The organism is Collimonas sp., from assembly GCF_035566375.1.
In the GTDB taxonomy this organism is placed as follows: Bacteria; Pseudomonadota; Gammaproteobacteria; order Burkholderiales; family Burkholderiaceae_D; genus Collimonas.
Genome location: NZ_DATMRK010000015.1, coordinates 1 through 13,512 on the forward strand (window position 1 = coordinate 1; position 13,512 = coordinate 13,512).

The following is a 13,512-nucleotide window of genomic DNA, read 5'->3' on the forward strand; positions in this document are numbered from 1 at the left end:
CAGGAATTGCTGGCCGGTAGGATCGAGGTACCAGACGTCATTGACGATGAACAGGTTCTTGCCGAACTTGATCGAACCGGCGCTGCCGTTCAAGCCGACGTAGGAACGGCGATTGAACAAGGCGCTGCCGTTGGTGGTGCCCTTGGTAGCGTCAAAGCCCGATTCCAGCAAGAAGAAGGCGTTCAGTCCGCCGCCGAGGTCTTCCGTGCCTTTGAAGCCGATCATGCTGGTGCCCCATTGATTGCCGGAGCCGGCCAGTTTGCTACCGGTCTTGCCGGTCAGGTTGCCGTTGGCGTCTTTCAGGGCGACGTTGGTTTGATAATCGACGCCGGCGTCGACCCGGCCGTAGATGGTGACGTTGGTTTGCGCCTGGGCTTGGCTGCAAACGGCGCCGGCGGCCAGGCCGAACAGGCTCAATGCGGCTGCAGTCGCCAGCGCTCGGGATGGCGCGGCGAAGGAAGTGATGCGGCTCATGTTGTCGTCTCCTTGAAATTATTATGAATTCATCCACTGTCAGGCCGCACCGGAAATTCCCGGCCATAAACCTGCGTGAATGTGGGCACATGGTAGGGATTAGATTGATATCAATCCAATGAATTTTTACCCCACTTCAATACCGGATTTGATATCATTTCCCGAGCATCGCCGATGTCGCCGGATGCCAGCATTGGCCGAGCGACCTACTATAAAAATCACACAATGAGACTGCCATGCCTGCCAACGACACCAACTGGTTTCTCCGCGCCCGCCTGAAAACCCGGCAGCTGCTGTTGCTGATAGCGCTGGACGAGGAACGCAATATCCATCGTGCAGCGGAAGCGCTCAACATGACGCAGCCTGCCGCCTCCAAGCAACTCAAGGATCTGGAAGACATGCTCGATGTGCTGCTGTTCGAGCGGCTGCCGCGCGGCATGCGGCCAACCATTTACGGCGAAGCCATGATCCGCCATTCGCGCATGGCGCTGACCAGCTTGTCGCACGCGCATGACGACATCACGGCGTTGAAATCCGGCCTCTCCGGGCAAGTCAATGTCGGTGCGATTTTGTCGCCGGGCATGGTGCTGCTGCCGCCGGCGATTGCACACCTCAAGCAACAGGCGCCGATGTTGCGCATCGGGGTTGAAGTCGAGAGCAGCAACATCTTGCTGGAACGCTTGCAGCGCGGCTCGCTCGATTTCCTGGTGGCGCGCATCCTGGATCAGGAAGACAACAGCAATCTGGAATATGAAGAGTTATCGGATGAACCGGTGTGTGCTGTGGCGCGGGTCGATCATCCCTTGCGCCACGTTTCGAATCTGCAATTAAAGGATATCGCCGACGCCGGCTGGATCTTGCCGCCCAAGGGCAGCATCTTGCGCCATCGGGTCGACATGATGTTCCACAAAGACGGCCTGGCGCCGCCGTCCAACGTGGTCGACACCACCGCGATCCTGGTCATCAGCAGCCTGTTGCAGCAGACCGATTTCCTGCATGTGATGCCGGCCGAAGTGGCGCGCTTTTATGCGCAAGTGAATGTGCTGGCGATACTGCCGATCGAGCTGCCGTGCAAGATGGATGGCTTCGGCATCATCACCCGCCTGCACCAGATTCTTTCGCCTGGCGCAAGACTTTTACAGCAAGAGATCCGGGAAATGGCGGCGCAAATTTATTAGCGGCAACGCTTGCGTGTTTGACTTGGCCTGCGGCTTGGCGTTTGGCTTGAATAAGGACTTGAATATGGCGCAAACATAGCCTATTTTCAAAGAAAAAAGTTCTTCAGGAATTGCGCAAAACCGTTGCGCGTTCATTGTGCATTCCACTAGAGAACTACCATGAATTGGCTTATGGAAAATCATCTTCCCGCGTTTTGAGCGGCAAGTCTTCTTACTCAAATGGAAGAATATGCCAAGCTCTCCTCCCTGCCTGGCAGGCGCCCTCTGAATGACATTCCAAAAATTAATCTGATCGAATGTGTATTTTCAGCAAAACAGAAAGGATGTTGATCATGAAAAATCTTGTCTTGATTTTGATTGCAAGCATGTGCTCATTGGCTGCCATGGCACAGACAGCACCGGATAATGGTGCTGTGACCATCACTGCCCCGCTCCGGATTGACGCACCGAGCCAGTACCATCGGATGCACCCAGACGAATACTATGACTATCTGCGCTCATACGATCTTTCAAATGGCATGACACTTAACCTGTTCGGCAGAGGGACAAAAATATATGCGGAAGTGGGTGAGCAGGGAAGGCATGAACTTGTCGCCACCGCGCAGAATGTTTTCGTCGCCATGGATCAACAATTGAAAATGACGATCAATCTGCATGGCGATGATGCAAGCGGAGAGCTGCTCATGGCGCTGCCGTCCCGGCAGGTTGCAAAGGGCGATGCAAGCGGCAAACAATTTTTGGCGGTTGCGTTCCGCTAAACCAACGTCACAAGTGCAACTGCTGCATGACTTTCCATGCAGCAGTTGCAGGCGCCAGCACTCAAGCCCAACCGGCGTCAACGATAAATTCCTGGGCGGTGCACATGGCGCTGTCATCCGCCGCCAGGAACAAGACCATGCGCGCCAGATGCCAGGGTTGCAGTTTGCCGGGCAGGCATTGGTTGCGCTTGATGTCTTCTTCGCCTGCCGCATCCAGCCACAAGGTAATCTGCCTTTCGGTCATGACCCAGCCCGGCGATACAGTATTGACGCGGATGTTATGCGGCCCGAGATCGCGCGCCAGGCCGCGGGTCAGGCCGACTACAGCGGCCTTGGCGGTGGTGTACACCGGATAGCCGCCGTTTGACAGATGCCAGCTGATCGAGCTCAGATTGATGATCGACCCGCCACCCTTTTTTTGCATGCCGGGCGCTACCGCCTGGCAAGTAAAAAACATCGGCCGCTGATTGATGGCGATGCGGTCGTCCCAGTAATCGACGGTGACTTCCGCCAGTTGATGGCGCTGGTCGTTGGCGGCATTGTTGACCAGTACGTCGAAATCTCCCAACTCTTGCGCCAAGCCTTGCATGGTCGCCTGCAAGGCGGGAATGTCGCGGATATCGCAATGGCGGAATAGCGGCTTGATGTGGCCGGCTGCCGCCAGCTGCTCGCATAGGGCTGCGCTGGCTGCGCTCTCGATATCGACGAAAGCCACGCGCGCGCCCTGCTCGGCAAACGCGCTGACAATCGCCGCGCCGATACCGCTGCCGCCGCCGGTGATGAATACATTCTTTTCTTTCAGGCTGGGGAAGCGCGCCAGTTGTTCTTCTCCAATATCTTTTACTGCGGACATATCAACTCCTGTTCGATGTGATGCGTAGAAATTCCGTTCGCTCTGGTTCGCTCCATTAAGCGCTAAGCTGGCCATTGATACGCTGCCGGATCGCCAGCGGATTACTGTCTTGAATCGCTGCCGGCAATAAATCCTGCGGTATGTTTTGATAGGAAACCGGCCGCAGAAAGCGTTGGATGGCTGCCGTGCCGACTGAGGTTGCGCGGCTGTCCGAGCTTGCCGGAAACGGGCCGCCGTGCACCATCGAATACGATACCTCGACGCCGGTCGGAAAGCCGTTGGCCAGAATCCGCCCGACCTTGCGCTCCAGGATCGGCAGCAGTTGGCGCACGGCCTGATGATCGTCGTCTGTGATCTGCAAGGTGGCGGTGAGCTGCCCTTCCAGATGCTCTGCCACGGCCAGCATCTCGGCCATGTCGCGGCAAGCGACCAGCAACGACGCTGGCCCGAATATTTCTTCCGACAATTCAGGATCGGCCAGAAAATCTTCGGCACTGGTACTGAACAACGCCGGCACACCTCCGCCGGTAGCATTGCTAGCCACGCCCTGGCCGAGCTGGCGCACTCTGTGGTTAGCGGCGAGACGGCTGACACCGCTCTGATAGGCGTGTTGAATACCGGCCGTCAGCATGGTGGCCGCATTACGTTGCGCCAGTTGCGCGGCGGCCGCGCTACTGAAGCGCTCCAGATCGACGCCTTGCAGCGCCAGCACCAGGCCGGGATTGGTGCAGAACTGGCCGACGCCCAGCACCAGCGAATCGACAAAGGTGGCAGCCAGCGTTTCAGCCTTGGCCGCCAATGCCTGCGGCAGCAGGAATACCGGATTGATGCTGCTCATTTCGGCATATACCGGGATCGGCTGCGGACGTGCGGCAGCCACCGCCATCAACGCCAAACCGCCTTGGCGCGAGCCGGTAAAACCGACCGCCTGTATCGCTGGATGCTGCACCAGTTCGACGCCAAGCTGGTTGCCGACGCCGGTCAACAGCGAGAACACGCCTTCAGGCAAACCCGCTGCCTGCACAGCTTGTTGAATTGCCCTGCCAACCAACTCCGAGGTGCCGGGATGGGCCGGATGCGCCTTCACCACCACCGGGCAACCGGCCGCCAGCGCCGCTGCGGTATCGCCGCCGGCGACGGAAAACGCCAAGGGGAAATTGCTGGCGCCGAACACCGCGACCGGCCCTAACGCGATCATGCGCAGGCGCAAATCGACACGCGGTAAAGGCTGGCGCTCCGGCAACGCCGGGTCGATACGGGCGTCATGCCAGGACCCTTCGCGCAGCACTTCGGCAAACAAGCGGAGCTGGCCTACGGTGCGGCCGCGTTCGCCTTCCAGCCTGGCGCGCGGCAAGCCGCTTTCACTCATGGCGCGCTCGATCAACTGCTCGCCCAGCGCCAGGATATTCTCGGCGATGCCTTCCAGAAAACGGGCGCGAGTCTCCGGTGCGGTAGCGCGATAGGAATCGAAAGCGATGCGGGCCAGATCGCAGGCGCAGTCGATTTCGGCTTTGCCTGCGGTGTGGAATGCGGGTTCGATCTTGCTTGCGGTGGCGGGATTAAAAGCAAAAAAGGCAGCGCCGCCGCCTTTGATGTTGGAGAAACCAATCAGAGATTCACCTGTGATGTTCATACTTTTCCTAACAATGAATGGCTGCAATTCCGGGATATCGGCTTACAACTGACTACAACTGGCGAATCGACGGCGCAGCCAAGGTTTCGATTGCCAGGCGATTACGCAGCGGCGGCCCGAATGCAGCAACGTCGATTTCAAACGTTTCTCCTGGCGCGACCTGGATCCCATCCGAGCAGCTCAAGGTGGCGGTGCCGAAGAAATGGATATGCACATCGCCGGGACGCCGGAACAGCGGGTATTTGAAATGGTGGTATTCCAGGTTGGCGACGGTGTGCGACATATTCTGTTCGCCGCTGACAAACGGTTTTTCCCAACGCACCTGGCCGCTGCTGTTGCGAATGCGTGACATGCCTTCTATATGCGGCGGCAGATCGCCCAGCAGCAAGGCCGGGCCGATGGCGCAAGCCCGCAGCTTGGAATGCGCCAGATACAGGTAGTTCTGGCGTTCGGTGACATGATCGGAAAACTCATTACCGATCGCGAAGCCTAGCCTGCACGGGCTGCCGTCCGGCGCAATCACGTACAGTGCGGCGATCTCGGGTTCTTCGCCGCCATCCAGCGCAAAATGCGGCATGGTCAGCGCTTGTTCGGCGGCGCAGACGATGCTGCCGTCGCCTTTGTAGAACCATTCCGGCTGCACCCCGATCTGCCCTGCTTGCGGCTTGCCGCCTTCCAGGCCCATGCGGAACATTTTCATGCTGTCGGTGAGGCTATCGACATCGCTGATTTTCTTGTGCATGGCGTCGCGGCCGTCGGCGCTGCCGAGGTGGGTCAGGCCGGTGCCGGTGACATAGCAATGGGCGCTGTCGCTGTGATCCAGCGGCGGCAAGAGGCGCCCGGCCTGGGCTACCTCGGCATAGTCAAGCACGCTGGTTCCCAGTCCTGCACTGGCCAGGCTTTGCAGCGAACGGTTGCCGGCAATCGCCGCCTGCGCCAGCGCGTAGGTAGAGGCATAGCCTTCCACCACGTGAATTTTACGGCCGGTGCCTTCCAATACGCCAATCCGGCGCTGGCCGTCGGCTTGCTTGAATTGAATCAACAACATGTGCTTCTCCAGTTTACTGTTGTGCTTAACAAACGCAGCTAACTGGGGTCAGAGTGAACTTTCTGCGCGCCTTTTGCAGAAACTTCACTCTGACCCCACTTAGCGGGCCACGGAGTACAGCCTCATCGTTAAAAAGAAAAAGCCGCCGTGGTGCGCTTTGTCTTTCTCCGAATCCGTCATGTGGGGTCAGAGTCAAGTTTCGCGATGAAGCCTGCGAAAGTTGACTCTGCCCCCAGATGACTCCAGTTTGCCGAACTGCCTAGTGAGAATGCTTAGGTACCGCCGAGCCACGGCAGCCAACCAGGAAATCGAAATCGCAGCCTTCGTCGGCTTGCAATACACGGTCTATGTAGAGGCGTTGGTAACCGCTGTGCGCCGTTACCGTCTCGGCATTCACTGCGGCTCTTGCGGTCTGGCGCTGCGCCATTTCGGCGTCGCTGATATCCAGGTGCAAACGCCCTGCTGCGCAATCCAGTTCGATCCAGTCGCCATCTTGCACAATCCCCAGCGGGCCGCCGGCGGCGGCTTCCGGCGCTACGTGCAGAACCACGGTGCCGTAGGCGGTGCCGCTCATGCGGGCGTCGGAAATCCGCACCATGTCCTTGATGCCTTGCGCCAGCAGTTTCGGCGGCAAACCCATGTTGCCGACTTCGGCCATGCCGGGATACCCTTTGGGGCCGCAATTCTTCATCACCAGCACCGAGCTGGCGTCGACTTCCAGTTCGGGATCGTTGATGCGCGCCTTGTAGTGGGCGAAATCTTCGAACACCACGGCCTTGCCGCGATGCTGCATCAGTTCCGGCGAGGCGGCGGACGGCTTGAGTACCGCGCCACGCGGCGCCAGGTTGCCGCGCAAGATGCAGATGCCGCCGTCGGCAATCAAGGGCTTGTCGATGACGCGGATTACTTCGTCGTTGTAGATCGGTGCGTCCTGGTTGTTTTCCCACAGCGATTTGCCGTTGACGGTCAGCGCATCTTTATGCGGCAACAGGCCGGCCTCGCCCAGGCGGCGCAGCACGCCGGGCAAACCGCCGGCGTAATAAAACTCTTCCATCAGGAAACGGCCGGATGGCTGCAGATCGACCAGGGTCGGCGTGCCGCGGCCGATCGTGGTCCAGTCTTCCAGCTCCAGCGGCACGCCGATGCGGGCGGCGATTGCCTTCAGATGGATCACGGCGTTGGTGGAACCGCCAATGGCGGCGTTGACGCGGATGGCGTTTTCAAATGCGGCGCGGGTCAGGATTTTCGACAGCCGCAAGTCTTCCCACACCATATCGACGATGCGCATGCCGGACATGTGAGCAAGCACGTAACGGCGCGCATCGACCGCCGGGATCGCGGCGTTATGCGGCAAGGAAGTGCCGAGCGCTTCGGCCATGCAGGCCATGGTCGAGGCGGTGCCCATGGTGTTGCAAGTACCGGCCGAGCGCGACATGCCGGATTCGGCCGCGAGGAATTGATGCATGCTGATCTGGCCGCCTTTGACGGCCTCGCTCAATTGCCAGACGGCGGTGCCGGAGCCGAGATCCTTGCCTTCGTGTTTACCGTTGAGCATGGGCCCGCCGGTCACTACGATGGCCGGGATATCGCAGCTGGCGGCGCCCATCAGCAAGGCCGGCGTGGTCTTGTCGCAACCGACCAGCAGCACTACCGCATCCATCGGATTGCCGCGTATCGATTCTTCTACATCCATGCTGGCCAGGTTGCGGGTCAGCATGGCGGTTGGCCGCAGATTCGATTCGCCGTTGGAAAATACCGGGAACTCGACCGGGAAACCGCCGGCTTCGGAAATGCCGCGCTTGACGTGTTCGGCGATCTTGCGGAAGTGGGCGTTGCATGGCGTCAGTTCTGACCAGGTATTGCAGATGCCGATGATCGGCTTGCCTTGGAATTCGTGATCGGGAATACCTTGGTTTTTCATCCAGCTGCGGTACATCATGCCGTTCTTGTCGTTGCTGCCAAACCATTCGGCCGAGCGCAGCGGACGCTTTTTATCGACAGTCATCTTTGGTTTCCTCTTGAAATCCTGAAGATCAGGGCGGCATCCATCCGCATCGTGACGGACGCCTGCTATAGAAATGAAATCTGGAACTCAACAACTACGGATCATGCGTCCGCAGTTGCGTGCTTATTTGTTCTTGTTATAGACGTCGACAAATACCGCGGCCAGCAACACCAGGCCTTTGATCACTTGCTGATAATCGATGCCGATGCCCATGATCGACATGCCGTTGTTCATCACGCCCATGACGAAAGCGCCGATCACCGCGCCCATCACCTTGCCGACGCCGCCCGACGCCGAGGCGCCACCGATGAAGCAGGCGGCAATCACATCCAGCTCGAACCCGGTGCCGGCCTTGGGCGTGGCGGTGTTGAGGCGAGCTGCAAAAATCAGCCCGGCCAGCGCTGCCAGCATGCCCATGTTGATGAAGGTATAAAACGATACGCGCGAGGTTTTGATGCCGGACAGCTTGGCCGCTTTCTCGTTGCCGCCGACGGCGTAGATGCGGCGGCCGATGGTGGTGCGGTTGGCGATAAAGGTGTACACCACCATCAGCAGGAACATGATGATCAGCACATTCGGCATGCCTTTATAGGAAGCCAGCAGATAGCTGAAGAAAATGATGACGGCGGCGAAGATGGCGTTCTTCACGATGAAGAATAAATAAGGCTCGTCTTCCATGCCGTGCTTGTTTTGTTTGGCGCGGCCGCGGACTTTGACGAAAATCAATATGGCCGCCACCACCACGCCGACCAATAAGGAGGTGACGCGCAAATCGGCGCCGTTAAACAGATCGGGGATGAAGCCGGAGCTAAGCATCTGAAAATCGTCCGGGAACGGCCCGATCGACTGCCCTTGCAGCAGGGCCAGCGTCAGCCCCTTGAACACCAGCATGCCGGCCAGGGTGACGATGAACGACGGTATCTTGAAAAACGCTACCCAGTAACCTTGCGCCGCACCGATCGCCGCGCCGGCCAGCAGGCACAGGATGCTCGCCAGCACAAAGTTCATGTGCAGGTTGACGATCAGCACCGCCGCCAGCGCGCCGATGAAACCGACCACCGAGCCTACCGATAAATCGATGTGGCCGGCGACAATCACCATCAGCATGCCGAGCGCCATGATGACGATGTAGCTGTTCTGCAGCACCAGGTTGGTCAGGTTCAGCGGCCGCATCAGGGTGCCGTCGGTCATGTACTGGAAAAACGCCATGATCGCGATCAAGGACATCAGCATGCCGTATTCGCGCATATTGTTTTTCAGGAAGCCGCTGTATTCTTTCTTTTCGGCCAGGGGCTGGGGCCGGTTTTTGCTTGCTGCATCGCTTGCTGCCATGTCGTGGTTCATTTCAGTTGTCTCCGTTCTTTGTGCGCTCATTTCTAACGATGGCGCGCATGATCTTTTCCTGGGATGCTTCCGCCGCCGGCAATTCGCCGACGAAATTTCCTTCATTCATGACATAGATGCGGTCGCACATGCCCAACAGTTCGGGCATTTCCGATGAAATCATGATGATGCATTTACCTTCGCTGGCGAGCTGGCTGATGATGGTGTAGATCTCGTACTTGGCGCCGACATCGATGCCACGCGTCGGTTCATCCAGGATCAGCACATCGGGATTGGAAAACAGCCATTTGCTGAGCACTACTTTTTGCTGGTTGCCGCCGGACAGGTTCAGCACTTTCTGGAATACGTTGGAGCAGCGTATCTTGAGCTGGCGCCGGTAGTCGGCGGCTACCGAATACTCGCGCCCTTCGTCGATCACGGTGTTGTCCGCCACGCCCTTGAGATTGGCCAGCGTAATATTCTTTTTGATATCCTGATCCAGGATCAGGCCGTAGCCTTTTCTATCTTCGGTGACATAGGCAATGCCGTTGTCGATAGCTTTCTGCACCGTGCTGACGTCAATTTCCTTGCCGCGCATGACAACCTTGCCGCTGATATGGCGGCCGTAGGCACGGCCGAAAATGCTCATCGCCAGCTCGGTGCGGCCGGCGCCCATCAAGCCGGCAATGCCGACGATCTCGCCCTTTTTGACATGGAAATCGACGCCCTTGATGACCTGCCGCTCGGGGTGTATCGGGTGATACACCTGCCATTTCTTCACCTCGAAAATGGTCTCACCTATATCCGGATGGCGCTTGGGATAGCGGTCGGCCATCTCGCGGCCGACCATGTTCTGGATGATGCGGTCTTCGCTGATGACTTCTTTGTGACAATCCAAGGTATCGACGGTGGAGCCGTCGCGCAGGATCGTGATGGAATCGGCGACTTTGGAAATTTCGTTGAGCTTATGGGAAATCAGGATAGAGGAAATGCCTTGTGCCTTGAGCTCCAGCAGCAGTTCCAGCAAGGCGTCGCTATCGCTTTCATTCAGGCTGGCGGTCGGCTCGTCGAGGATCAGCAGCTTGACTTGTTTCGACAGCGCCTTGGCGATTTCAATCAATTGCTGCTTGCCGACGCCGAGGTTGGTGATCAGCGTGTTGGGCGATTCTTTCAGGCCGACTTTGGCCAGCAGCTCTTTGGTCTTGGCATACGATGCGGCCCAGTCGATGACGCCGTTTTTGGCTTGCTCGTTGCCGAGGAAAATATTCTCCGTAATCGATAGCAGCGGCACCAGCGCCAGTTCCTGATGGATGATGATGATGCCGATTTTTTCACTGTCGGCAATGCCTTCGAACTGCCGCGCCAGCCCTTCGAAGTGAATTTCTCCGGTGTAGGAACCGTGCGGATAGACCCCGCTCAGCACTTTCATCAAGGTGGATTTTCCAGCGCCGTTTTCACCGACTACGGCGTGGATCTCGCCATTGCGTACCGCCAGATTGACATTGTCTAATGCTTTGACTCCCGGGAATGTCTTCCCGATCCCGCGCATCTCCAGGATGGTTTCCATCTGTTGTTACCTCGCTTACCTCAAACCTTCGCCAGCGCCTGAACTGGGACATTGCGGGACCATGCAACGCGCTTATGCGTGTTGCATGGTCCGGCCAAACAAGACTTCCTATCGCTACACTCTAACCTGATCCTTATTTGATCTGGCTTTCAGTGTAGTAGCCACTGCCAACCAGCACTGGCTTCCAGTTGGAAACATCGACGCTGACTGGCTTCAACAGGTAGGAAGGCACAACCTTGACGCCGTTGTTGTAGGTTTTGGTGTCATTGATAGTAGGCGTTTTGCCGCTCAAAACCGCATCGACCATACCGACTGTCACCTTGGCCAGTTCACGCGTGTCCTTGAACACGGTTTGACGCTGCTCGTTGTGTACGATGGATTTCACCGAAGGGACTTCTGCATCCTGGCCGGTCACCACCGGCATCGGTGATTTAGGAGTGCCGTAGCCGACGCCTTTGAGCGAGGACAAAATACCGATGCTGATGCCGTCATACGGCGACAGCACTGCATCGACATGGGCGTTGCTGTAATACGCGCTGAGCAGGTTATCCATGCGCGCCTGGGCTACCGCGCCATCCCAGCGCAAGGTCGAGACCTTGTCCATGCCGGTCTGTTTGCTGCGCACTACCAATTTGCCTTTGTCGATATACGGCTGCAGTACCGACATCGCGCCGTTGTAGAAAAAGAAGGCATTGTTATCATCGGCCGAACCGCCAAACAGTTCGATATTGAACGGGCCCTTGCCGCCCTTCAGATCCAACGCTTTTTCGATATAGCTGGCTTGCAGCACGCCGACCTGGAAATTGTCGAAGGTAGCGTAGTAATCGACGTTCTTGGAACCGCGGATCAGACGATCGTAGGCGATGACCTTGACACCCTTGTCGGCGGCTTTTTGCAAAGCATTGGATAAAGTGGTGCCGTCAATCGCGGCGATCACCAGCACCTTGACGCCCTTGGTAATCATGTTTTCGATCTGCGCCAGCTGATTTGGGATGTCGTCTTCGGCGTATTGCAGATCAGTCTTGTAGCCTTTTTCCTTGAATACCTTGACCATGTTGTCGCCGTCGGCAATCCAGCGCGCGGATGATTTGGTTGGCATCGAAATGCCGATTGGGCCCTTCTCTTGCGCGCCTGCCTGAGACACCAGGCCGAACACGCCAATCATCAATCCAACAATCGTCGATTTAATCAGTTTCACAGCTCGTCTCCTTTAGTTATTTAACTACTTATTTAGCTATTTAATTATTTTGATGTTGCGTCAGAACCTTGTGAAGCACCTGCCCATACTTATCCTTATCCATCTCTGCCATCTGCTCTCTTGCCGGATGGCTGGCTGAAGCATATTTCCTTATGACAAGCAGTCAATATAGACCATTCCGGCTGGATTTCATGGCTATCTTACGAACATCTGCGATATCAAACAAATGAATTTTTTCCTGATTTCGATATTGTTTTGAATATCACGATAGCGAAGAAGAAACTCCACAAAACCCTTTCCGCCATCAATCACAAGAGAATAAATACCGAAGCCAGTGTAAAAACAGTTGGCTGCTCTTACTAATCACTTTTTTATCTGAAGTGATATCCATTTCGATATCAGTCGTGCGTGGATCAGCGGCGGCTCGCAGCGCACACGGCAAATGGTTCAGGACCAGCTGCGACAATAAGCCAGGAACTGCATCAACCGCAGCGACAGGATCTTGTGCTTGCTGTGGATCAGATAGAAGTGTCTACGCAGTTTCGGCAGCGATGTCTGCAACTCCACCAGCCGGCCGCTTTGCAGAAAATCGGCCACTACCGCATGCGACAGGCAACTGATGCCAAGACCGGCGGCGGTAGCGTGTTTGATGGCTTCTGAATTGCCGAACTCATAACTTTGCCGCAAATGATGCAGGTGCGGCAGCAACGCTTGCTCAACCGCTTCACGGGTGCCGGAGCCAGGCTCGCGCAACAGCCATTCGGCCTCGCGCAACTGCGCCACGCCGACTTTCTTGTCGCCGCCGGCCAGCGGATGCTGTGGCGCGGCGACAATCAGCAATTCATCCACCATCCACGGTTCGACCTGCAGATCGGCGGCATGGCTAGGGCCTTCGATCAGGCCGACATCGACTTCGAAATTGACCACGGCGGCGACGATGTCGGCGGTGTTGGCGATCGTCACTCGCACTTGCAGCTCGCTATGCTGTTGCCGGTAAGCGGCAATCAGCGATGGCAACAGGTAACTGCCGATGGTGGTGCTGGAGCCGATTTGCAGGCCGCCGCCCTGCGCCATGCCGGGCGTCAAGAATTGCTGCTCTATGGTCTTGGCGGCGTCCACCACCTGCCCCGCCTGCGGCAATAACAGGCGGCCGTTATCGTTGAGGATCAGGCGCTTGCCGACGCGATCGAAGAGATGGCAATCCAGCAGGTTTTCAAGCTCGTTCAAGGCGGCGCTGGTGGCCGATTGCGACAGGGCCACTTGCTCGGCGGCTGCGGTGGTGCTGCCGGCACGGGCGACCGCCAGGAATATCTGTAATTGTCTGATGGTGAGGCGCATCTTGGGCTGGCCTTTGTGCGAAATAGTCGGGATTGCCGTGCGGGAGAAAATAACTTACCTACAAAACAGGTTGATTATACAAAATTAATCTGTTTTTCTTTTAGATATCAAATAGCTATAGTGAGTTCCATGGCGGC

The 13,512-nt window shown here is 57.2% G+C and carries 11 protein-coding genes; 2 read left to right on the plus strand and 9 right to left on the minus strand.

Going from position 1 to position 13,512, the window contains the following annotated elements:
* Window positions 1-474, minus strand: a 474-nt coding sequence (locus VNZ60_RS04055; RefSeq protein ID WP_325657144.1) for a porin, incomplete at its 3' end; no start/stop codon positions are given.
* 236 nt (window positions 475-710) lie between these two features.
* Here VNZ60_RS04055 and VNZ60_RS04060 point away from each other — a divergent pair.
* The gene (locus VNZ60_RS04060) at window positions 711-1,652 is read left to right on the plus strand and encodes a LysR family transcriptional regulator (protein ID WP_325657145.1); all 942 of its coding nucleotides are present in this window, start codon (window positions 711-713) and stop codon (window positions 1,650-1,652) included.
* Window positions 1,653-1,984: 332 nt separating this feature from the next.
* Window positions 1,985-2,410, plus strand: coding sequence for a hypothetical protein (locus VNZ60_RS04065; RefSeq protein WP_325657146.1), 426 nt, complete (start codon window positions 1,985-1,987; stop codon window positions 2,408-2,410).
* Between the two features lie 61 nt (window positions 2,411-2,471).
* On the opposite strand, the gene VNZ60_RS04070 is transcribed toward VNZ60_RS04065, so the two are convergent.
* From VNZ60_RS04070 to VNZ60_RS04105, 8 genes are all read right to left on the minus strand, one after another.
* Entirely contained in the window at window positions 2,472-3,263 is a 792-nt protein-coding gene (locus VNZ60_RS04070) for an SDR family NAD(P)-dependent oxidoreductase (RefSeq protein ID WP_325657147.1), read from the minus strand.
* A 55-nt stretch (window positions 3,264-3,318) separates the two neighbouring features.
* Window positions 3,319-4,896 (minus strand): aldehyde dehydrogenase (NADP(+)), encoded by a 1,578-nt coding sequence (locus VNZ60_RS04075; protein WP_325657148.1) that lies wholly within the window; start codon window positions 4,894-4,896, stop codon window positions 3,319-3,321.
* A gap of 52 nt (window positions 4,897-4,948) precedes the next feature.
* A complete protein-coding gene (araD1, locus tag VNZ60_RS04080) occupies window positions 4,949-5,944 on the minus strand; it encodes an AraD1 family protein (RefSeq protein WP_325657149.1) in 996 nt (331 codons plus the stop codon).
* Window positions 5,945-6,203: 259 nt separating this feature from the next.
* Window positions 6,204-7,949: an IlvD/Edd family dehydratase gene (locus tag VNZ60_RS04085; protein ID WP_325657150.1), complete on the minus strand. Its 1,746-nt coding sequence runs from the start codon at window positions 7,947-7,949 to the stop codon at window positions 6,204-6,206.
* A 123-nt stretch (window positions 7,950-8,072) separates the two neighbouring features.
* Window positions 8,073-9,281 (minus strand): multiple monosaccharide ABC transporter permease, encoded by a 1,209-nt coding sequence (gene mmsB, locus VNZ60_RS04090; RefSeq protein WP_325657178.1) that lies wholly within the window; start codon window positions 9,279-9,281, stop codon window positions 8,073-8,075.
* A 13-nt stretch (window positions 9,282-9,294) separates the two neighbouring features.
* Complete coding sequence (mmsA, locus tag VNZ60_RS04095; protein ID WP_325657151.1) at window positions 9,295-10,839, minus strand: multiple monosaccharide ABC transporter ATP-binding protein; 1,545 nt, start codon at window positions 10,837-10,839, stop codon at window positions 9,295-9,297.
* A 133-nt stretch (window positions 10,840-10,972) separates the two neighbouring features.
* Window positions 10,973-12,004: a multiple monosaccharide ABC transporter substrate-binding protein gene (chvE, locus tag VNZ60_RS04100; protein ID WP_325657179.1), complete on the minus strand. Its 1,032-nt coding sequence runs from the start codon at window positions 12,002-12,004 to the stop codon at window positions 10,973-10,975.
* Between the two features lie 480 nt (window positions 12,005-12,484).
* The gene (locus VNZ60_RS04105; protein ID WP_325657152.1) at window positions 12,485-13,375 is read right to left on the minus strand and encodes a LysR family transcriptional regulator; all 891 of its coding nucleotides are present in this window, start codon (window positions 13,373-13,375) and stop codon (window positions 12,485-12,487) included.
* Window positions 13,376-13,512 lie beyond the last annotated feature (137 nt).

Bases quoted from the DNA above. Each gene is read 5' to 3' on its own strand.
- VNZ60_RS04060 (WP_325657145.1), top strand. From the start codon at position 711: ATGCCTGCCAACGACACCAACTGGTTTCTCCGCGCCCGCCTGAAAACC.
- VNZ60_RS04065 (WP_325657146.1), top strand. From the start codon at position 1,985: ATGAAAAATCTTGTCTTGATTTTGATTGCAAGCATGTGCTCATTGGCT.
- VNZ60_RS04070 (WP_325657147.1), bottom strand. From the start codon at position 3,263: ATGTCCGCAGTAAAAGATATTGGAGAAGAACAACTGGCGCGCTTCCCC.
- VNZ60_RS04075 (WP_325657148.1), bottom strand. From the start codon at position 4,896: ATGAACATCACAGGTGAATCTCTGATTGGTTTCTCCAACATCAAAGGC.
- araD1 (WP_325657149.1), bottom strand. From the start codon at position 5,944: ATGTTGTTGATTCAATTCAAGCAAGCCGACGGCCAGCGCCGGATTGGC.
- VNZ60_RS04085 (WP_325657150.1), bottom strand. From the start codon at position 7,949: ATGACTGTCGATAAAAAGCGTCCGCTGCGCTCGGCCGAATGGTTTGGC.
- mmsB (WP_325657178.1), bottom strand. From the start codon at position 9,281: ATGGCAGCAAGCGATGCAGCAAGCAAAAACCGGCCCCAGCCCCTGGCC.
- mmsA (WP_325657151.1), bottom strand. From the start codon at position 10,839: ATGGAAACCATCCTGGAGATGCGCGGGATCGGGAAGACATTCCCGGGA.
- chvE (WP_325657179.1), bottom strand. From the start codon at position 12,004: ATGATTGGCGTGTTCGGCCTGGTGTCTCAGGCAGGCGCGCAAGAGAAG.
- VNZ60_RS04105 (WP_325657152.1), bottom strand. From the start codon at position 13,375: ATGCGCCTCACCATCAGACAATTACAGATATTCCTGGCGGTCGCCCGT.